The sequence below is a fragment of the Dysgonomonas termitidis genome, from assembly GCF_054657735.1.
The window spans coordinates 2355701-2376411 of the sequence record NZ_BAAHYD010000002.1; the positions used below are offsets into that span (position 1 = coordinate 2355701).

Sequence of the window (20711 nt, forward strand, 5' to 3'; positions counted from 1 at the left end):
TTAAGAATTGGTTAAATAATGTGTTTTTTTATCTTTGAAGCCTTGCTTTTTCTTTATTCCATGTAGTTGCAGTAAACAGAATAGATAAAACGCAAGCTCCAACAAGAATGATGAACATATAGTCCCATGATAAATGTTCTACTACAAACCCTAAGCCTATATTCGCAAATAACGATGTTCCGAGAAAATATCCGAAGAATCCTGTTAGTCCGGCAGCTGTACCGGCAGCTTTTTTAGGAACAAGGTCTAGAGCCTGTACTCCTATCAACATTACAGGGCCATAGATGAGAAATCCAATTGCAATAAGTGCGATATTATCAACTATAATGTTTCCTGCCGGATTCTTCCAGTACACTATTACTGCAATCATAGTTAATAGCATATAGATAATAATGGCTGGAGCACGCCTTCCTCTAAATATCTTATCTGAAATCCATCCGCACAGGAGAGTACCCGGTATACCTGCATATTCATATGCAAAATAGGCCCATCCTGATTCTTTGACAGAAAAACCTTTGGCGTCTTCCAGATATGCCGGAGCCCAGTCTAATACACCATATCTCACCAGGTATATAAATGCATTAGCAAAGGCAATAAGCCAGAGTAATTTGTTGTTTAATACATATTTAAGAAATATCTCTTTGGTAGTTAGTTCTTCTTCCTGACTTTTAGAGTAGTCGGCCGGGTAATCATTCTTATAAGCTTCTATGTTTGGTAAACCGCATGATTGAGGGGTGTCTCTGATGAGTAAATAGGCTATGAATGCAACTATAATAGCTACAAAGGCAGGGAAATATAATTTACTATGCCAGTCTCCGAATATAGCAACTCCTAAAATAGCCAGAGGACCTATTATCCCTCCGCCAACATTATGAGCTATATTCCAAATAGACATCTTAGTCCCTCTTTCTTTGATTGAAAACCAATGTACCATTACACGTCCGCAAGGAGCCCATCCCATACCCTGAAACCATCCGTTCATAAAAAATAGAATGAACATAACTACTACGGATGAAGTTAGAACAGGTATTAGTCCTAAAAAAACAAGAGTTAGGGCTGAAAGAAGAAGCCCTAAAGGAAGAAATATTCTGGCATTGCTCCTGTCGGAAACACTTCCCATAATAAACTTACTGATACCATAGGCAATCGAAACCGCCGAAAGGACGATTCCTAAAGCAGCTTTAGAGGAGCCTTCTTCTATGAGGTCGGGCATTATTAGCGAGAAGTTTTTTCTTACTAAATAATATCCGGCATAACCAATAAATATACCCAAAAAGACTTGTAAGCGTAATTTCTTATATTCTTTATCTATTTTTTCGTTGGGTAATAAATCTTTGTGTGCTGGTGGTTTTAAAAAATTGAACATGATATTAATCGTAAATTGGTTTTGTATTTAAGCTTATTAGTACACATGATAAAAAAGTCAACGAATATCTTATCGAAATTAAATCGAAAGTCATTCACAAAGAAACGAATTTTTTCGAAATAAAATAATAATAAGTGTTATTTTTAATAAATGATTTCTTTTTTATATTATAATTCCTTGAATAAGTTTGGATAGTCTGAGATGATTCCGTCAACACCCATGTCCTTCAATTGTTTAATTTCGCTAATTGTATTTACTGTCCATGGCAAAACTTTTACATTTATTGAATGGCAATACTGAATCATTTCATCGGTGACCATTGTGTATTCCGGGCTGTAAGTATGAGGAATGAAGCCTAGTGTCTTAAATTGTTGTTTTACGCTTTCCTTATCCTTCTTGCTGACAAGCAAAGAAGTCTTTATGTCCGGATATTTATTGTGTATAATCTGTAGGGCTCTCATGTCGAAAGATTGTACAACTGTTCTGTTTCGGATACCATTGTCTGTAATTGTTTTTATGGCGAGGTTTACAAATTCTTCCACAGGCGGATGGTTGATGTAATCTCCTTTTTGAGATGATTTTATCTCTATGTTGTAAAGCATTGATTTTCCTTTTCTACGAGCGTGCTCTTCCGAAGCTATTATTAGGTCTGAAAGTAAAGGTTTAGATGCAGCAATGCTTTTCTTTTGAGGAAAATCAGGGTTGTTTTTTACACCGACATCATATTTTCGTATGCTGTCGTATGTCATGGTGTATAAGAGCCGTTTCTTTGCTTCCGAGGCTGTTAAGAATTTACCTTCAGGGGTGGTTGTTATTTTGTCGTTGAAGTATGGATCATGTGATACGATTACTTTTTTGTCTTTAGATATTTGAAGGTCGAGCTCTAGTGTTACGACATCTCTGTCTATAGCGTCTATCATGGCAGGTATTGTGTTTTCAGGCATAAGACCTCTTCCTCCTCTGTGAGCCTCTGTGTCGAAGATCGATTGGGGCTTGGTGCTGTTCGCTATATTTTCCCTTGTTTTGCAGCCTAAAAGAAGTGCAGAACAGGCTGCAGCTAGAAATATCTTCTTCATGTTATTTGCTTTGGTGTTTAATCTGATATGATTCAAAATGTCTTTTCTATATAATTACCTGTAAAAATAATAAAATTTCAAATCAAAACATAAATATTTCGAATTAAATGAATTATATTTCAAATGTATTAAGAATACCCTTTGGTATGGTTGTTTATTTTGCTTTTCGGTTAAATGTTTGTTATTTTGTATGAAAATATCTAATGTTATGAATTTGAAGCTGTCCGTGTTGAATATACTTTTTATATTGCCTATGTTGCTTTGGGCTTAAATATCTCAAGAAACATGGGTTAGGGTTAATTTTGTAAAAAGTGAATATATGATTCCGATGAGGGATGGAGTTCATTTATACACTGCTGTGTATGCTCCTGTGGATAGAGGAGAGAAGCATCCGTTTCTTCTAACCCGCACTCCTTATTCATGTAAGCCTTATGGAGTTCCATTTTTTAAGGAGGCTTTGTGGGATAGTTATCTATATGAATATCTGAAAGAAGAATACATTTATGTTGTTCAAGATGTGAGGGGTGAATGGAAGAGTGAAGGAGAATTTGAAAATGTTCGGCCTTTTATTGCTCAAAAACAAAATAATAGAGATATAGATGAGGCTAGTGATGCATACGATACTGTCGAATGGCTTGTGAAAATATATCTAATAATAATGGTCGTGTAGGTGTTTTTGGTGTATCTTACCCCGGATTTAATTTGGGCTGATAATTTATATCGTCTTCGGGCAATGTTAGGAATAGTCCGTCTGTTTCTTCTATACAATAGCTGGCTATTCTTTTCAGAATCATATTTTCTTTAATACACTCTTCGGCAGATTCCATATCTGTAACTGCATAACGGGCTCCACTATGCAATAGCCCATGATTACGTCTGGTAGCTCCGGGGGCTATATCATATCGTTCTATTAATAGTGTGTGAATCCCCTTCGGGAGCAATCACAGGCAACACCGGCTCCTGTAGCTCCTCCACCGATAATAATAATTACGTCAAATGGATCTGAAAGGTTTGTTAATCCCATACTGCTTATTTTAATAAATGTATTATGATGCAAAATAACGAACATTTCGAAATATACCGAAATAAAAATGAACCTTTTGTGTTGTTTTTCTTTTGTTTGGTTAAAAAATAAGGATATATAAAAGTGCTGCTAACACACTTCCGCAAATAGGAGCTATGACGGGAAGCCATGCGTATCCCCAGTTGCTGTCTCTTTTGCCTTTGATGGGTAATATGGCATGCGCTATTCTTGGACCCAAGTCTCGGGCGGGGTTTATAGCATATCCTGTTGTTCCTCCTAGCGACATACCGATGGCGACGATAAGTAAAGCCACGGGTAAAGGGCCTGCTATTTCAGCCCCGGCAGCCATCAATACGCCAAAAACTAAAATGAATGTTCCTATTATTTCACTTGCTAAATTAGAAATGAGAGATTTTATGGCAGGAGCAGTACAAAATACTCCTAGTTTCGCGTTCGGGTTTTCTTCTTCATCGAAGTGAGGTTTGTACATGAGATAAATTAAACACGCTCCAACTATAGCTCCAAGCATTTGTGCTATAATATAACCTAATATACTTCCTTTAAATTTTCCGGCTACGGCTAAACCTATAGTCAGGGCAGGATTGAGGTGTCCACCTGAATAAGGTGAGGATATGTAGGCAGCCACAAAAACAGCCAGTCCCCATCCGAATGCTATGACTACCCATCCCGAATTGTTTCCTAGTGTTTTTTTTAGAGACACATTGGCGCATACGCCGGCTCCAAAGAGTATAAGAATAGCTGTTCCAATGAATTCGAATAAAATATCTTGTCCCATAATATTAGTGTTGGTTAATTTGTGAATCCTTTATTTTGCCCATGATCGTGAGCGATAAACGGCATCTGCCCATTTTCTTTTTGCCAATTGCATATCTACTGCTTTGTCTGGGGTAAATTGTGTTTCGATGTGCCATTGCTGTTTTATTTCATTTACATCTGCCCAGTATCCGACAGCCAGACCTGCCAGGTATGCAGCTCCTAGTGCTGTGGTTTCTGTTGTTTGAGGGCGTATCACAGATTGTCCTAATACATTGGACTGAAACTGCATCAATAGATTATTATTAGCTGCACCACCGTCTACTCTCAGTTCTTTTAGTCCTACTCCGGCATCAAGGATCATAGCATTGATAACGTCCATAGTTTGGTAGGCTATGCCTTCCAGTGCAGCCCGGGCTATATGCGCAGAAGTTGTGCCTCTGGATATACCGACAATAGTTCCGCGTGCATACTGATCCCAATATGGAGCTCCTAATCCTGTGAGTGCCGGAATAAAATATACATCGCCACTATCTGGTACCTGCATTGCAAGTTGTTCTATTTCGGAAGAAGAGTTTATAATTTTCAACCCGTCTCTGAGCCACTGTACTATAGCTCCTCCCACGAAGATACTGCCTTCCAAGGCATAGGTTGTTTTTCTATCTAACCGCCAGCCTATAGTTGTTATCAGATTGTTTTTAGAAAATACAGGCTGCTCTCCTGTATTCATTAGAATGAAACAACCAGTTCCATAGGTGTTTTTTACCATACCCGGTTCTACACACATTTGTCCGAAAAGAGCTGCCTGCTGGTCGCCTGCAATTCCTGCAATCGGAACTTTCGATGCAAATATTGTTGTTTTGGTGTGTCCATATATTTCGCTTGAATCACATACTTTTGGTAACATGTTTCGAGGGATGTCGAATAGCTTCAGCAAATCTTCGTCCCACTCAAGTGTACTTATGTTGAAGAGCATTGTTCGCGAAGCATTTGAGACATCTGTAGCATGTACCTCTCCTCTTGTGAGTTGCCAGATAATCCAAGAATCTACTGTCCCGAATGCTAACTCGCATTTCTCTGCTTTGGCTCTGGCTCCCTCTACATTGTCCAATATCCATTTTATCTTGGTTGCACTAAAATATGCATCAATAATGAGTCCGGTTCTTTCTTTTATGTAGGGAAGCAGTCCTTCGTTTTTTAGCTTGTCGCAATAGTCGGAGGTTCGTCTGTCTTGCCATACGATGGCATTATAAATGGGCTCTCCCGTGTTCCTATCCCAAACGATGGTTGTTTCTCGTTGGTTAGTTATACCGATGGCAGCTATATTTTTCCCATTGATGTTTATTTTTGTGATGGCCTCGGCGGCTACTGCTGCTTGAGAAGACCATATTTCGTGAGGATTGTGCTCTACCCACCCACTTTGGGGAAATATCTGAGTAAACTCCTTTTGGGCAACAGAGCATATCTCTCCTTTTTTGTTAAAAACAATGGCTCTGGAGCTTGTAGTTCCTGCATCAAATGATAAAATATACTGTTCCATGGTTGTGATAGGTTTTAGTTGTTTTGTTGTTGAGGTTTATAAGGTACAAGCAAATAGTTCTGAGCAAGAGTGATAAATCCTTCTGTTTGTTCCTTTTCCCATTCTTCGCTTTTTCCCATTTCTTTGGCCATTATTGCTGCTACTTTTGGTGTCATGTCAATCGCTGCTCTTGCATCGAGGAATAGAGCCCTGAGCCTTCTTGCTAATACATCCTCTACAGTTAGAGCCATTTCTTCTCGTACAGCCCATACTACTTCCGAGGCTGTGTAGTCACATCTTTCATGCAGTTTTTCTGCTAATTGCGGCAGGTCTTGTTCCAGCTTTTTAATTTTTTCGAAATCACTTCCGTATACGTAGTTAAAATTGGATCTGTCAACATTTTCTTTGTAACCATGTATACGCAATAGTCTGGTTTTGCATTCTTTTTTTGAAAGATTTCCTATTTCAATGGCTTTGTTTACTACGTCTTCTGCCATATCCCGGTATGTAGTCCATTTTCCTCCGGTGATGGTGATAAGCCCACTTTCTGATATAACTACTTTGTGACTGCGAGATATTTCTTTTGTCTTTTGTCCGTCTGCACCTTTTTTAGGTGCGGCTAAAGGTCTTAAGCCGGCGAAAACAGAAAGGATGTCTTCTCGTTTTGGTTGTTTGGCAAGATACTGTCCTGCGGTTTTTAGTATAAATTCAATCTCTTCTTTCAAAGCCTGTGGTTCAAGTACGAACTCTTTTAAGGGAGTATCTGTGGTTCCTAATACTACTTTTCCGTGCCATGGAACGCCAAACATTACTCGCCCATCGCTTGTCTTAGGTATCATTATAGCTGTATCTCCCCCCAGAAAAGAATTGTCGACAACAAGATGAACTCCCTGGCTTGGGCGGACGATATTGTCTTTTTCGGCAGAATCCATCTTCATGAGGTCGTCCACAAATATACCGGTAGCGTTAATAACGACTTTTGCTTTCAGAGTATAGTTTTCTTTTCCTATCTCGTCGAAAACAGTTACACCGGATATGTCGCCTTTATCGTTTTTTGTAAGGTTGGTTACTTTGACATAGTTGGCGAGAGTGGCTCCTTGTTCTGCCGCTGTTTGCAAAAGATTTATAGCCATACGGGAGTCGTCGAACTGGCCATCATGATACACTACTCCGCCTCTTAGCTTGTTTCCTTCGATTTGAGGAATTTCTTTTATTACCGACTTTTTGCTCATAGGTAGGGATCTGCCCAAACCGCGTTTTCCGGCAAGGATGTCATATATAGTAAGCCCTATTGTATAGAATGGTTTTTCCCACCACTTGTAATTACCTATTATGAAGCGTTGGTCTTTTACTAAATGTGGTGCATTCTTTCTCATCAAGCCTCTTTCACGAAGAGCCTCTATGACCAGCCCTACACCTCCTTGTGCCAAATAACGCACCCCACCATGGACAAGCTTTGTGCTGCGGCTAGAAGTGGCTTTCGTGAAGTCCGCTTGTTCTAAAAGTACAACTTTGAAGCCCCGGGAAGCGGCGTCGACTGCTGCACCAAGTCCTGTAGCTCCCCCTCCTACTATTGCTATATCCCATACGATAGAAGGGTTTGCTATTTGCTTTATATGATTATCTCTTTTCATCTTATTGGGTTTTTTATATATATACAAAGATAATTAGTGATATGAAATAAAAAAACAAAATCGAAACTTATTTGATATTATCAACAACTTTATTGCTGTTTTTCGAATGGTTTTTTATTTAATATGAAGTTAAACGAAATAAAGTTGTTTCGTTTATGATTTTTTGATTGTTTTTATATTTAAAGGTGGAAACATAGAGCTGATATATGTAAGCTGTTTAGTGTTTACGTGTTTTGTTCCTAAATCGTGATAAAAGAAGTTTTTAGATAGTTGAATGTTTTATTAATGCTTTTTTAGTTGTTTCGAAGAGTAATTCTTTTGTATCATTTCTAGTGGTTGATTAAAAAAAATGTATCTTTATCCTCGAAAGATAGAAATGTTGTTAAATAGAAATTAATATATAAAACAAGAGTATCTGTATAATTCATTATAATTACGGATTAATTATCGTATGGGAAATATCGCAAAACGGCATAAATTAATATTAGAGCAGTTAAAGAAAGACGGGTATGTAAAAGTACAGGAACTTAGCGAGCTAATGCAGGTTTCGGAAGTTACAATTCGTAAAGATTTAAAGTATCTGGAAAGTAAAAAGCTATTGTATCGCAATCATGGAAGTGCGAGTAGCCTGAGCTCGATAATTTCTGATAAGCATATAGATATAAAAGAAAAAATGTATATGGAAGAGAAAGCTCAGATAGCGAAAGCTGCAAATGGGCTTTTAGAAGCAAATGATAAGATTATTATAGCATCGGGTACTACTCTTCTTGCATTTGCTAACGAAATAAATGTAAATGAAAATATCACAGTTATTACATCCTCGGTTAAGGTGTCCTTGGCTCTATGCTATAATACTAATATAGAGGTGATTCAATTAGGTGGTATTATGCGCAAGAATTCTGTGTCTGTGATAGGGTTTTATGCACAGAATATATTGGAAAGTCTTTCTTGCAATAAGTTGTTTCTGGGGGTAGATGGAATTGATCTTGATTATGGATTGACTACGAGCGATATGAGCGAGGCTCGTATCAATCAACAAATGATTGACGCTTCCCAAAAGATAATAATTATGACAGATTCGTCTAAATTTGGAAAAAGAGGTTTCTGTAAGATTTGCGATTTTGATAAAGTTCATCATATTATTACCGACAGAAATGCTCCGTCTCATATTATAGATGCTATTCGCGAGCGTAATATAGAAGTTACTCTTGTATAAGAATAATATATTATGCACTGGTTATCAATATGATGTTATTAAATTTTATTAATCCGCTGCTATTTCGTATCTTTATTAGGTATAATCGTTCACTTTTAATTGAACTTTGGTAGAATTGACTGCGATACATTGAATGAATATTACGAAAACTTAGGCCCCCAAAAAATTGGGGAAGGGTATTATACCCATCTAAATACAGGAAGCAACAACTACGGAAGGCAGACATCCTGCTGCTCAATCGAAGGGAAAGCCCTGTTCCCTAATCTGTCAGCCCGTCCAGCTTACCAACTGCTTCACGCTTATTCTTATCTATGACTTTGGCATATATCTGTGTCGTCTTCATATCGGCATGTCCCAATAATTTACTTACTGTCTCGATAGGTACATCCAGGGACAGCAAAAGGGTGGCGTTTGTGTGCCTTACCCGCGTGGAATGTCACGTGCTTCTTTATCCCTGTCGCCAATACCCAGCTTTTAAGGGCCTGGTTCGTAAAGCCGCTGGAAGACAATGGGTAGATAATATCTTCTCCCATAGCAGTCCCCCTCTCCGGCAGGAATTTTAAAGCTTCATCTAATATATAGATAAACTTTTTCGAAAAGATTAAATTTCATTTGCCTTGTTTATAAATAAAAAAGAACCGATAAAAACCGGTTCCTTTTATATAAACTAATCTTCTTTGTTTACTCTTTTTCTTTATACCATTTATACAGGCTTCCGTCTACAAACTGGAAATACCATTCATTTTTGAATTTGTCTTTGTACATGATAGTCTGGTTGTTATTATCTTTCTGTTCAACCACAGTGTATTTATCGCCCATCAATGTCACAATTTGCTGAGGGGTCATGCCCAACTGGACTTGTTTGAGCTGAGTGTTGTAAGCAGTCCCGCATGCTGTAAGCATTGCCGCTGTAAATAAAACGAAAAGGAATTTTTTCATAATCGATATAGTTTGTATTTATTTTACTTGATAAACAACCATTAACGGATATAAGTTCACCGAAACTTTTTCAGATACAAAATTACACTAAAAACCGATAGGCCGGTTGTTTTTTCAATTAAGTTAAAAACGGAATTATAAAGGATTTATTGTTAAAGTTCTCTGGCAACTGCTAAGGAATTTGTCAACAGACTTGAAAATAATTATCTATATAGTTAGAGCTGATAGCCTTTAGCTGTTAGCTGATAGCTCTTTGAAGTATTGAAGGAGCCCCCTAAATTGGCTCCGCCGAACGTTGTTTCCCCAAGGGGGACTTACAGAGAGGGAAAAAAGTAACAGATAAAAAATAGTGGGAAAAGTGTAACTTTTGTAACTTTTTGGATATAGTTACGAGTTTGCCTCGCCTTCGCTTCGGCGAATGTTATTTCTGCGCCCTACGGGCAGTTACAAATTATGAGTAGACAAGATACGAGATACGAGTTGTTAACTGCTGACTGTTTACTGTTTACTGTTAACTGAAATAAGTGTTACCTTTGTTACCTTTTAACTATATATAGTTAACGGATGCAAAAATAACAAGATGAAAACAATGAAAAAACTGTCAGATGTGTCAGGTTTTAACATTATATGGTTAATAAATATATATTCGGCCTATAGTTACAACTGCTAATTTTCGTATTTGCTAATTTAATTGGCACACCGGCATATTAGATAATTAGCACATTAATTTTACCTTTGTATCATACATAAAAACAGTGTCGATTAAATGATTCCATTTCTATACAATGTAGCGCAGGCATATTACAAATCTTACGGGCAGGAGATAAGCCGTTATACGTTTGTATTTCCTAACCGCAGGGCAGGGATATTTTTTCAGCACTATTTGTCCCAAATTGCAGGGCGTCCGATTTTTTCGCCCGAAATCCTGACCGTTACGGATCTTTTCGAAAAACTGAGTCCGTATAAAAAAGCCGACCGGATCGAGATGCTTTTCTTATTATATGATATTTATATACGGGTAAGCTCCTCTACCGAGACTTTCGATGAATTCCTCTATTGGGGTGAAATGCTGTTGAATGACTTCGACGATGTAGATAAATATCTGGTAGACGCACAGCAACTATTTCGTAATATACATGACCTGAAAGAGATTGATGCCGGATTCGATTATCTTACCGAAAGCCAGATAGAAGCTATCCGCCGCTTTTGGTCGAACTTTCTGCCAATCGGGGAGAATGATAAGAAAAAGGACTTTTTGGAGATGTGGGAGGTACTTTTCCAATTGTACACCTCTTTGCGCGAGCAGCTCCATAGCAGGGGAATGGCCTATGAAGGAATGATTTTCCGTGATGTGACCGAACGTTTAGCGAATGATACAGATTATAAGCTACCCTTCGAAAAAGTGATTTTTGTCGGACTGAACGGGCATAGTAAATCGGAAGAAACACTTTTGAAGTATTTGCATAAAGGTAAAATTGCCGATTTCTACTGGGACTATTCCTCCCCTTTGGTCCGTGACCCGCAAAACAAAGCCTCATTCTTTATAGACAGGAATAAGATGCTTTTCCCTACACAGCTGACTTTAGAGTCCGAAGAATTAAGCATGGATCTGCCCGTAGTTGAGGTGATAGGCATTCCATCGGCTGTAGGGCAGGCTAAATACGTACATTCCATCATCAGGTCACTGATGGATGAAAAAAAGATCACTTCGTCTACTCAAGCTATGAACACAGCTTTGGTGTTGCCTGACGAAAACCTGTTGCTTCCGGCATTATATTCCATCCCCGGAGAAATAGATAAGATCAATGTAACAATGGGCTACAACCTCGGTAATAGTTCTATTTCGGGATTGATGGAGCATGTGTTTGAATTGCAGCGTAATATACGCAGGTCGGAAAATTATACAGGCTTTTATTACAAGCCGGTACTGGCGATACTCAATCATCGTTATATAACCAATGTGGCAAGTGACGAAGCCAAAGCGTTACGGACAAATATTATCCAATATAATAAAACAACGGTTTCATCTCAGGACTTACAGGGTCATTCCTTATTTCAGCTCATTTTCAGGCCGGTGTTCAACTGGCAGGATATACCCGGTTATTTACAGTCGGTACTGTCGGCATTAAACAGGACATTATCCGTGAATGAGAAAAACGAAGGAAAAGAAGAGGATATAAATACACGTTCCATCGACATAGAATGCGAGTTTATTGTAGAGTATTATAAAACGATAAACAAGATGGACGAAGCTCTTAAAAACGTTTCGCCCGAAATGTCGGTAGATACTTACTTCAAACTGTTGCGAAGGCTGATAGCCGGCATTAGCGTTCCTTTCAGGGGGGAACCCCTGTCGGGATTGCAGATAATGGGCGTATTGGAAACACGTGCCCTCGATTTCGACAACCTTATTATCCTGTCGATGAATGAAGGTATATTTCCATTGAAGAAAGCAGCCAGTTCGTTCATTCCATATAATTTGCGTAAAGGTTTTGACCTGCCTACATACGAGCATCAGGACAGTATCTTTTCCTATCACTTTTACAGGATGATCAACCGGGCAAAGCGTATTTATCTGCTTTACGATACCCGTACCGAAGGCTTGCAGACAGGCGAAGTCAGCCGCTACTATAACCAGATAAAGCATTTATATAACGACTCATTCGATATCCGCGAGAAACTCGCTGTATATAAAGTATCGTCTACCGAAAGCCTTGCTATTTCCATACAGAAAACGCCCCAGATAATGGAAAAGATGAATGTCTTCCTGCAAGGCGGGGATAAACGATTATCAGCCAGCTCTATCAACACATACCTGAATTGCCCGTTACAATTCTATTTTTCTGTAGTGGAAAATATGGAGGAAGAGGACGAGATAGCGGAAACGGTCGAAGCCAGTACATTCGGTACCATATTTCACTCTATAATGGAATGGTTGTACGAGCCGTTTAAAAGTAAAATGGTAACAGCCGATTTACTTCACAACATCAGCAAAAACAATAAATTGCTGACGGAAATGATAGAACGGTCGTTTGCCGGGAACTATTTTAAGAGCGAGAAAGTAAAACGGCTGACAGGTCAGAACTACCTGACAGGAGAAGTTTTACGCAAATATATCAGGCAGGTACTGGCTACAGATGCCAAGCTTACGCCATTTATCTATATCGACTCTGAGGAACGCATAAGGAAAGACTATCTTTTGCCCTCTGGTAAGGTAGTTTCGCTGAAAGGTATTATCGACCGTGTGGACGAGGTAAAAGGTCATACCCGTATTATCGACTATAAGACAGGAAAAGGAGTGCTGCGCTATAAGAAAATGGAGGATTTGTTCGATAAGGAAATGAAAGACCGCCCTAAAGCTGTAATGCAGGTCTTTATGTATTCGCATCTATATCTGCTCGACCATCCGGACAAGATACTGGAGCCGGGCATTTATTACTTACGAAATCTTTTCGATACCAAGTTCGATCCTGATGTAATCAGTAAATCGGGCAGGGGAGACGGGCGTATTACGGACTTTTCGGAATACAGGGCGGAGTTTACAGAATATTTTGATGCTTGCCTCGAAGAAATATTCGATCCGCAGGTACCGTTTAGCCAGACACCGACAGGTGAGGCTTGTAAATGGTGTATATTTACGAATATATGCAAGAAATAGGATTATAAGTGCTCCTTTTATATTGGTATTTTCTCTTCCAGGACAGAGTTTCCCGATTTATCATAATAAGTACAGGTTTTAGCAAGTATGTCTACTGTCCATTTGTCTATTCCTGTTTCTGCCGAATCCCTGCAAAAAGTCAAGTAATCGGTTTTTCCTTGCTGATGGGCTTTTAGGTGATATTTAAAATTATCGCTATCTGCTTCAGGAGAAATATGCAAATCGGTATACCCGGCATTCGATACAATGGAATAATCTTCTTTTCCGATATATTCAGCATGCCCGTCACGCACATAAATGGTATATCTTAAAACTCCAAGGGATAATAACTCTTTGGTATATTGCGGAAAATCAGTCCCGCTTTTCACTTTTGCATGAGCTTCCTTTATTTGGGTTAATGTAAACATATATCCGGTTTTATTGATTGGATATGGATAGAACAATAATTTGGAGTGTAAAGTTTTATTGGAAGAAAAACAACCAGATTTTTAACCGTATTATCAGTTGAATGATAGGTTGAATTGTTGAACGATTTTATTGAGGATTGGAAGAGGATTATGGAATTTATTCATAGTTTCACTCTATTTAATAAATTATAAATTACAACATGGAAAACTTTATCATAATATTCATATTCCTTTGCACATTCATTTCATGTAGTAAATCAAGCAAACATATAAAGGAAGAAGATACATCTATATATTGGGAAACTTTGAGGATCGAATCAAGAAGTCAAACAATTATAATTGATAGATGTGAAGAATATGGTATACGAGATACTTGTGACTTCGAAGAAGTGAAGATAAATGAGTCTTATACTGAGTATAAGCCAATAAACAGAGGACAAGAATATTTTAAAATAAGTCAACAGGAGAAAGATTCATTATTTCTATATATTTATGATATTGTGATCAATCCTGTATACACAGACCAATTTGCCACATGTTATGTAGGCAACATTTCTATTGGATTTAGTGCAGGTAATACAACTCAAATATGTAAATACAATTCCGTTGGTAATTGGACTACAATATCCTTATCAACAGCAAAATTATATCGCCTACTAAAAGAAAAAATAAAAATATCAGAATATTAGTTTTATCAAACTTCTTAAACCACCGATATAAAACAAAAAAGCAACCGATTTCCCGATTGCTTTTCCCTTTAGTTGCGGAGACCGGATTCGAACCGATGACCTCCAGGTTATGAGCCTGGCGAGCTACCACTGCTCCACCCCGCGATATTGTGAGTGCAAAAGTATGCATTTTATTATAACACTCCAAATAAAAATGGCATTAATAAATAAAAAACTTTTGCTATTTACACTACTGGCTGATTAAAAACAGATTAGCTGCAGCTATTTTTTACCAACTATAATACAAACCAAATCCGACTCTCTGATAGTAGGAAAAATATCCCCACTTTGTATCTTTTCTGTCGTATGGAATATTATCGTCATATTTTACGTACAAATAAAGGGAAGTACTGAAATAACTGTTAAGCTTGAAATTTACAGAGTTTTCAAATTCTACATAAACCCTCTCATAATTTGTAAAATATTTCAGGCGGGAAGTGAAATTGGTATATCGGTTGCGACTATAGCTAACATTCAGGTTGTAAGTAGAACCATATTCTGTTTTTGCTTTGTCTCCCTCATCTATGCCAAACCAAGTTGCTTTGACCTTATCACTCCTCACATATTTGTAGTTAAGAGACAATACCGAGATATCCGCAGTTATATTAAATTTCCTGTATTTATCGGCTTTGGAAACTATTTCTTTGGCATATCTCATACCTACCCCGAGGTTCAGCTCAAACGGGGAAAGAAAAGCTCTTTGTCTTACCTTATTCGCGTCATTTACATTATATCTGTTAAACAAAGGCGTCTTCATTTCCAGATTCGAAGAATAGGACCAGTTTTTAAATGCATTTACACCAAAAGAACTATATGTCCTGAACAAGTCGTCCAGGATATTCACCTTATTCACTGTATCCGCCTTCATTTGCTGGATACTTAGCCTCCATTCCAGCAAATTGTTAAAATACACTTTATTCTTCTTGTAATTTAAATTGACTTTATGCTCACTATATATATTAAAATTGTTTTCTCCCGACCAATTGTCAGAAAAGCTATTTTGACTCAGGTCTAACTTATGAGAACCGTTTTTGAGCCAATATACAGGCTTAATTCTTATTTTTTCTATTCCGGGCGTACTGAATTCTACCGGGTTGTCTGCTGTAATAAGCTCTTTCCACGGGTTTCTTTGCTCCACCACCTTTTCTTTTATTACCGACCCATCCTTAAATGTCATGGCATTCAACCTTATCTGCTGCGGATTATTCATATAATATCTTCGTCTCATAGCCTCTATTTCTTCCGCCCGTTTGAGCATAGGGGCAAATGTACTATCAGGTGATATCAGGTAGAAGGGTTCAGATTGAATAGAAGTGGTATCCTTTGGGATAAAATCCAACTGTGGAGATAGTATCTTACCATCAAATACAACGGGTAAAAAAGCCGGCTCAAAAATAATCGTATCCCTGAATGATGTGTAATTATCGAAAGGAGTCCAGTCAGGCTCTACTATCAATAAACCATTGCTGTCGCGGAGCGGTAGTAAATTGGCTTCGTGTAGCTGATTAATATATGCCGTATCTATTTTCAGAGGAGCTGAAAAACCTTTGGTTGTATCTTTTGTTGAAATTTCCTTTAATCTGGTATCTATATCTGTTATTTTATTTAACAGGCTGTCTTTATTGGCTCTCGTATTATTTGTATGTTGGGCACTTACCGATACGAACACGATAAAAAATATAATAAAACTGAAAAAGAACTTGAATACTCTCATTTCATTTATCTTTTTTCTATAAAAGAACATTCTACTACTTTCCGAGATTTCAGATCCATTTGTTATTCATTTATATAAATAATTATTATTCATAGAAATAGGGAAACAAATGCATCCGCCTATTTACTAAATTGCAAATTTAGCAATTAAATCTTAATTTTCATTTTAATTTATATTAAATGAGCCACGTCTTACAGATAATCAAAAATTGTAATTATAACACGAAACATATCGATTTGCATGTTGTTTGAATATTTTGATGTAAATTTGTAACATATTAGAGAAACAATCAAAAATGAATACATTTGGTAATATTTTCAGACTCACATCATATGGCGAATCGCATGGTGCAGCTATTGGCGGAGTTATAGACGGATGTCCGGCAGGAATCGTGGTGGATATGGATTTCATCCAAAATGAACTGAATCGCCGGCGTCCTGGACAATCAAAAATAACCACACCACGAAAAGAATCCGACGAAGTAGAATTCTTATCGGGAATATACGATGGTAAGACAACAGGCACCCCGATAGGTTTTATTATTCGTAACAACAACCAACATTCATCCGACTATGACAACCTGAAAGATATTTACCGCCCGTCGCATGCCGATTACACCTATACTCAAAAGTATGGTATCCGCGACCATCGTGGCGGGGGGCGTTCGTCTGCCCGTGAAACTATTGCCCGCTGTGTAGGCGGAGCATTGGCCAAGCTGGCTTTGAAACAACTTGATATTGAAGTTACGGCTTATACGTCACAGGTAGGATACATCAAGCTTGAGAAAGCATATAATGAATATGACCTGTCATTGATAGAATCTACACCTGTACGTTGTCCCGACCCGGAAAAGGCTGCCGGAATGATATCCCTGATAGAAGAAGTTAAATCGAAAGGGGATACGATCGGCGGCGTTATAACCTGTGTGGTAAAAGGAACTCCGGTGGGCTTGGGTGAACCGGTTTTCGGAAAATTGCATGCGGCATTAGGTAGTGCCATGCTTGGAATCAATGCTGTAAAAGGGTTTGAATATGGCGATGGTTTCGATGTAAATCATCGTGGTTCGGAAGTTAATGATGTATTCTATAACGATAATGGACAGGTAAAAACGCATACAAATCATTCGGGTGGTATTCAGGGAGGTATATCAAACGGACAGGATATCTATTTCCGGGTGGCATTTAAGCCTGTGGCTACAATACTGATGCATCAGGAAACTATAAACAAGGAGGGTGAGCATACTGACCTTAAAGCTCGCGGGCGTCATGATGCCTGTGTGCTTCCCCGGGCTGTACCTATTGTGGAAGCTATGGCAGCGATGACCATCCTGGATTATTATTTGTTGAATCAGGTAAATAAGTCCTTTTTATAAGGAATAAAAGCAATCGAATTATCGGTTGTTTTTTCTTTTTATATTAGCCGGGTAGGGACTCCGATAGCTTTTAACAGGGAGCATACCGCTTTCTTATAACAAATTTTCTATCACCTTCCTCATCTTTTCTATCGCATTATCCCATCTGAAACGTTGGACATACTCATTGCCATTTTTCGCCATCGCTATACGGTATTCATTGTTCCTTATCAGGTAAATAATCCGTTCGGCCATCTGCTTCACATCCCTCACTTCTACAAGTAAGGCTGTCTTACCCTCGAAGGCATATTCCTGATGACCTTCTATATCGGTGCACACCAGAGCGCACCCACAGAACATGGACTCGACAGACACCAGCCCAAAGCCTTCCGTGAAGCTATTGGAAATGAAAATAGCATTACGGTTATAAAGGCCACAAAGATCGTCAGGTTCGCGGAAATACCGTATCCATTCCGGCAGGCCATCCGGGCAAGGTGAAATGCCGAACAATTCTACCTGTAGTTCCGGTATTGATTCTTTCACGAGCATTAATGCTTCCAACCCGTATTTAGAACCTTTAATTTCCTGTATAGAATAAGTCATCGCTACAGATGCCGGATTTCTGTTTTCAATCCTGTCTCTTATAAAATATTTTGTGTTATCTACTCCGTTTTCAATAAGTTCTATCCTGTTTTTAGTGTACTTACTTACAATATTTTTCAGATACGATGCCACAACCACATTTACAGTATCTTTCATATCATAAGAAGCAAACAGCAAGTCTTCGTGTCCTTCCCAGTTTTCGAAACCCTGTATCAGGTTTATCTTCCGGCCTTTACTTGTATTCAGGCGTCCCATTTCCAGCACTGTAGACCACCATGTGGCTATTACAATATCGGCATCAGGTATATACTTATCTTCTACCTGAAGAACATACGACATGGTAACAGATGGCTCGAAATCGAACCATATATCCTTTCTGAAACCTTCTATTCTGGATAATATACGACGTATGGAGTAGGGAAGGCGGTACTTCATATATTGCGTTCTTATCGGATATATAAGATGCACTTTAAAACCCCGTTTTGCCAGGCGGTTGGCATATTCATACATCACCCTGAACCCTCCGGCCGGACGTCGCGGCTTAAATGGCAAAATGAACGTTATTTCCACAGGTTCGCCTTTTATCGCAATAATTTTCCCATCAGAGGTTACAGCCAGATTTCCGCGCTTTATATCTTCACGTATTTCTTTTATCTTTTTAATGTATGCTTTCCTGTTTTCTAAGTCCTGTATAGTTTCCGGTCGTCCCATATTGCCATAGAAAGGAATAATGGGTTCTCTCCAGACATCATTTTCGGTCAGGCCAGATAGTCTATGTTTATATTTACGCATATAAGGATAGCTTTTTATAAAGACAAATATACGGAAAAATATTACTGAGAGTTACATTATACGGCAAACGCACGAAAATCGGCAACGTTTCAATTAACAGTAAACAGTAAACTGTCTGCCAGCCCGTAATTTGTAACTGCCCGTAGGGCGCAGAAATAACATTCGCCGAAGCGAAGGCGAGGCAAACTCGTAACTATATCCAAAAAGTTACAAAAGTTACACTTTTCCCACTATTTTTTATCTGTTCCTTTTTTCCCTCTCTGTAAGTCCCCCTTGGGGAAACAACGTTCGGCGGAGCCAATTTAGGGGGCTCCTTCAATACTTCAAAGAGCTATCAGCTAACAGCTAAAGGCTATCAGCTTAATATATAGATAAACTTTTTCAAAAAGAATTAAATGCTGTTTGCCCTGATTATATTACAATTAAGTTTAACCATATATCGTCCTAAATGGAGCAAAAGCACATGTCTTATATTAATCCTTAACGCATCTTACTGATCTGATACCGCCTTCTTGGACAGCCAGATTATTCTGATAGCTTTTTATAGCGTGGGCCGAAAGGAAAGTATCCGGCTTTCTTACGAAGTTTGTATTTGCGATACAGATTCAAAGGTTTCTTCTTTATCTTACCTTTATAATTAGCGATGAAGTCGTCGACAGAATCGAGAATACGAGCCGATGATTTGCCATCGCGAAAAGGATGTACCTGATCCATAAATAACCGGATATTCTCCATTAGATCCGCCGGACACTCAAATGCTTTTTCCAATGCTTCCTCGAGGAGATCAGGACTGTCTATATTTATAAGATGGCTGGCAGGAAAAGTGTTTTTGTATGTCACTGCAGGCTTGTTGAACCAGAGGTACTCATAAATGACAGATGAGGTATCGCTTAACATAACATCCGATTGCCGGAATAAGCCCGCTTTATCTTCTGTCTCACAAAAGGTGGCATTGTCGTACTGTTGAGCCAGGTTCCTGTAACGGCTAACAGTTTCTTCATCCATCTTCGGATGAAAAGAAAACAGCCATACCCAGTCTTTTTTATTGAGTAGCTCTTCTATCTTATCATAAAGGACTGAGGCCGATTCCATATTCTTTGTAAAAGTGGGTGCAAATATAATCGTCGGTTTTGTATTCGAAGTTTGATCTTCAGGAGAGGATAACCACCCGTCAAACTTGCACCAACCGGTTTCATATACTTTAAAGAATCCGTATTTTTGCTCCAATTCTTTGAAGCGGGGAGTAAACATCGGACTGGTGGTACAATAAATATCGAAAAATCCCCGGATTTTGTAATGGTCTCCATAATCGCCCCGTTTATAGTATAGTCCGTGGAAAACTTCTACTTTCAGCCCCGGGAAAAAATCATAGACCCGTACTCCCGGAACGAAAACCGCGATGGGATCGTATTCCATGACTTCCCTGATTGTTTTCAATTGCTTCTCATTATCATTCAGGTACACGGGAGCAGACTCCTCTATATACCACGCTACATCATCCCCTCTTCTCCATATCTCGTCCTGCAAAGGCCGGAGGATGGTATATGAATATGATAAGGAAACAAAAAACAAGTATTTTTTCATAGATACGGCGCATTAATTTATCATTTCGAGCACAAAAGTATAAAAAAGATAGGGGAGAACAACCTTGATACGAAATTAACTGACAGCTTTTGGCTCTCGCTATTTTTTACAGGTGAAAGCCAATAGTGTTTTGGTATTGCTCATAATAAATATAAGCGGTATTCGATTACGCATACCATAGAATTAACAAGTCGTAAGTTTTGAGTAATAAGTTGAGAAGGCTGTATTACTGTTTACTGCTAACTGTTTACTGTTAAAGCAATCAAAAAGAGGTTTCTTTTTTATACTGCGACTGACCGGCAGGCGAAAACTCCTAAAAATATTCC

At 38.5% G+C, this 20711-nt stretch carries 15 protein-coding genes, 1 tRNA gene and 2 pseudogenes; 5 read left to right on the plus strand and 13 right to left on the minus strand.

Annotated elements, in window-relative coordinates; all coding sequences use genetic code 11:
* Positions 1 to 28: 28 nt before the first annotated feature.
* Together glpT and ACYQ3L_RS13895 are read right to left on the minus strand one after the other, a co-directional pair.
* Positions 29 to 1366, minus strand: a complete 1338-nt coding sequence (glpT, locus tag ACYQ3L_RS13890; protein ID WP_379994013.1) for a glycerol-3-phosphate transporter — start codon at positions 1364 to 1366, stop codon at positions 29 to 31.
* Positions 1367 to 1533: 167 nt separating this feature from the next.
* Entirely contained in the window at positions 1534 to 2442 is a 909-nt protein-coding gene (locus tag ACYQ3L_RS13895; protein WP_379994014.1) for a glycerophosphodiester phosphodiesterase family protein, read from the minus strand.
* Positions 2443 to 2761: 319 nt separating this feature from the next.
* Here ACYQ3L_RS13895 and ACYQ3L_RS13900 point away from each other — a divergent pair, with 319 nt between their 5' ends.
* Positions 2762 to 3112: a CocE/NonD family hydrolase gene (locus ACYQ3L_RS13900; protein ID WP_379994015.1), complete on the plus strand. Its 351-nt coding sequence runs from the start codon at positions 2762 to 2764 to the stop codon at positions 3110 to 3112.
* Between the two features lie 37 nt (positions 3113 to 3149).
* Here ACYQ3L_RS13900 and ACYQ3L_RS13905 read toward each other — a convergent pair.
* The 4 genes and pseudogenes from ACYQ3L_RS13905 to ACYQ3L_RS13920 all read right to left on the minus strand — a co-directional run.
* Positions 3150 to 3466, minus strand: a pseudogene (locus ACYQ3L_RS13905) (FAD-dependent oxidoreductase); the annotation flags it as partial.
* A gap of 100 nt (positions 3467 to 3566) precedes the next feature.
* Entirely contained in the window at positions 3567 to 4262 is a 696-nt protein-coding gene (locus ACYQ3L_RS13910; protein WP_379994016.1) for an MIP/aquaporin family protein, read from the minus strand.
* Between the two features lie 30 nt (positions 4263 to 4292).
* The gene (gene glpK / locus ACYQ3L_RS13915) at positions 4293 to 5780 is read right to left on the minus strand and encodes a glycerol kinase GlpK (protein WP_379994017.1); all 1488 of its coding nucleotides are present in this window, start codon (positions 5778 to 5780) and stop codon (positions 4293 to 4295) included.
* A gap of 14 nt (positions 5781 to 5794) precedes the next feature.
* Complete coding sequence (locus tag ACYQ3L_RS13920; RefSeq protein ID WP_379994019.1) at positions 5795 to 7393, minus strand: glycerol-3-phosphate dehydrogenase/oxidase; 1599 nt, start codon at positions 7391 to 7393, stop codon at positions 5795 to 5797.
* A gap of 451 nt (positions 7394 to 7844) precedes the next feature.
* Here ACYQ3L_RS13920 and ACYQ3L_RS13925 point away from each other — a divergent pair, with 451 nt between their 5' ends.
* Positions 7845 to 8609 (plus strand): DeoR/GlpR family DNA-binding transcription regulator, encoded by a 765-nt coding sequence (locus ACYQ3L_RS13925; protein ID WP_379994020.1) that lies wholly within the window; start codon positions 7845 to 7847, stop codon positions 8607 to 8609.
* 259 nt (positions 8610 to 8868) lie between these two features.
* Here the strand turns inward: ACYQ3L_RS13925 and ACYQ3L_RS13930 are convergent.
* Positions 8869 to 9030: pseudogene (locus tag ACYQ3L_RS13930) on the minus strand (tyrosine-type recombinase/integrase); the annotation flags it as partial.
* Positions 9031 to 9290: 260 nt separating this feature from the next.
* On the minus strand, positions 9291 to 9548 hold the full coding sequence (locus ACYQ3L_RS13935; protein WP_379994021.1) for a hypothetical protein: 258 nt from the start codon (positions 9546 to 9548) through the stop codon (positions 9291 to 9293).
* Positions 9549 to 10314: 766 nt separating this feature from the next.
* On the opposite strand from ACYQ3L_RS13935, the gene ACYQ3L_RS13940 reads away from it, so the two are divergent.
* Positions 10315 to 13206 (plus strand): PD-(D/E)XK nuclease family protein, encoded by a 2892-nt coding sequence (locus ACYQ3L_RS13940; RefSeq protein WP_379994022.1) that lies wholly within the window; start codon positions 10315 to 10317, stop codon positions 13204 to 13206.
* 17 nt (positions 13207 to 13223) lie between these two features.
* Here ACYQ3L_RS13940 and ACYQ3L_RS13945 read toward each other — a convergent pair whose 3' ends face one another.
* Complete coding sequence (locus ACYQ3L_RS13945) at positions 13224 to 13613, minus strand: DUF1398 domain-containing protein (RefSeq protein WP_379994023.1); 390 nt, start codon at positions 13611 to 13613, stop codon at positions 13224 to 13226.
* A gap of 200 nt (positions 13614 to 13813) precedes the next feature.
* On the opposite strand from ACYQ3L_RS13945, the gene ACYQ3L_RS13950 reads away from it, so the two are divergent.
* Positions 13814 to 14302 (plus strand): hypothetical protein, encoded by a 489-nt coding sequence (locus ACYQ3L_RS13950; protein ID WP_379994024.1) that lies wholly within the window; start codon positions 13814 to 13816, stop codon positions 14300 to 14302.
* A gap of 72 nt (positions 14303 to 14374) precedes the next feature.
* Here the strand turns inward: ACYQ3L_RS13950 and ACYQ3L_RS13955 are convergent.
* Both ACYQ3L_RS13955 and ACYQ3L_RS13960 read right to left on the minus strand, forming a co-directional pair.
* Positions 14375 to 14446: transfer RNA gene (locus ACYQ3L_RS13955), tRNA-Met, on the minus strand.
* Positions 14447 to 14570: 124 nt separating this feature from the next.
* Positions 14571 to 16055 carry a DUF3078 domain-containing protein gene (locus ACYQ3L_RS13960; RefSeq protein WP_379994025.1) on the minus strand — a complete coding sequence of 495 codons (1485 nt, stop codon included), beginning with the start codon at positions 16053 to 16055 and terminating at the stop codon, positions 14571 to 14573.
* Between the two features lie 295 nt (positions 16056 to 16350).
* Between ACYQ3L_RS13960 and aroC the strand changes: the two genes are divergently transcribed.
* Positions 16351 to 17427, plus strand: a complete 1077-nt coding sequence (gene aroC, locus ACYQ3L_RS13965) for a chorismate synthase (RefSeq protein ID WP_379994026.1) — start codon at positions 16351 to 16353, stop codon at positions 17425 to 17427.
* A gap of 93 nt (positions 17428 to 17520) precedes the next feature.
* On the opposite strand, the gene ACYQ3L_RS13970 is transcribed toward aroC, so the two are convergent.
* A complete protein-coding gene (locus ACYQ3L_RS13970) occupies positions 17521 to 18801 on the minus strand; it encodes a glycosyltransferase family 4 protein (protein ID WP_379994027.1) in 1281 nt (426 codons plus the stop codon).
* A gap of 525 nt (positions 18802 to 19326) precedes the next feature.
* Positions 19327 to 20385, minus strand: coding sequence for a CDP-glycerol glycerophosphotransferase family protein (locus ACYQ3L_RS13975; protein WP_379994028.1), 1059 nt, complete (start codon positions 20383 to 20385; stop codon positions 19327 to 19329).
* Positions 20386 to 20711: the final 326 nt, after the last annotated feature.

Bases quoted from the DNA above. Each gene is read 5' to 3' on its own strand.
- glpT (WP_379994013.1), bottom strand. From the start codon at position 1,366: ATGTTCAATTTTTTAAAACCACCAGCACACAAAGATTTATTACCCAAC.
- ACYQ3L_RS13895 (WP_379994014.1), bottom strand. From the start codon at position 2,442: ATGAAGAAGATATTTCTAGCTGCAGCCTGTTCTGCACTTCTTTTAGGC.
- ACYQ3L_RS13900 (WP_379994015.1), top strand. From the start codon at position 2,762: ATGATTCCGATGAGGGATGGAGTTCATTTATACACTGCTGTGTATGCT.
- ACYQ3L_RS13910 (WP_379994016.1), bottom strand. From the start codon at position 4,262: ATGGGACAAGATATTTTATTCGAATTCATTGGAACAGCTATTCTTATA.
- glpK (WP_379994017.1), bottom strand. From the start codon at position 5,780: ATGGAACAGTATATTTTATCATTTGATGCAGGAACTACAAGCTCCAGA.
- ACYQ3L_RS13920 (WP_379994019.1), bottom strand. From the start codon at position 7,393: ATGAAAAGAGATAATCATATAAAGCAAATAGCAAACCCTTCTATCGTA.
- ACYQ3L_RS13925 (WP_379994020.1), top strand. From the start codon at position 7,845: ATGGGAAATATCGCAAAACGGCATAAATTAATATTAGAGCAGTTAAAG.
- ACYQ3L_RS13935 (WP_379994021.1), bottom strand. From the start codon at position 9,548: ATGAAAAAATTCCTTTTCGTTTTATTTACAGCGGCAATGCTTACAGCA.
- ACYQ3L_RS13940 (WP_379994022.1), top strand. From the start codon at position 10,315: ATGATTCCATTTCTATACAATGTAGCGCAGGCATATTACAAATCTTAC.
- ACYQ3L_RS13945 (WP_379994023.1), bottom strand. From the start codon at position 13,613: ATGTTTACATTAACCCAAATAAAGGAAGCTCATGCAAAAGTGAAAAGC.
- ACYQ3L_RS13950 (WP_379994024.1), top strand. From the start codon at position 13,814: ATGGAAAACTTTATCATAATATTCATATTCCTTTGCACATTCATTTCA.
- ACYQ3L_RS13960 (WP_379994025.1), bottom strand. From the start codon at position 16,055: ATGAGAGTATTCAAGTTCTTTTTCAGTTTTATTATATTTTTTATCGTG.
- aroC (WP_379994026.1), top strand. From the start codon at position 16,351: ATGAATACATTTGGTAATATTTTCAGACTCACATCATATGGCGAATCG.
- ACYQ3L_RS13970 (WP_379994027.1), bottom strand. From the start codon at position 18,801: ATGCGTAAATATAAACATAGACTATCTGGCCTGACCGAAAATGATGTC.
- ACYQ3L_RS13975 (WP_379994028.1), bottom strand. From the start codon at position 20,385: ATGAAAAAATACTTGTTTTTTGTTTCCTTATCATATTCATATACCATC.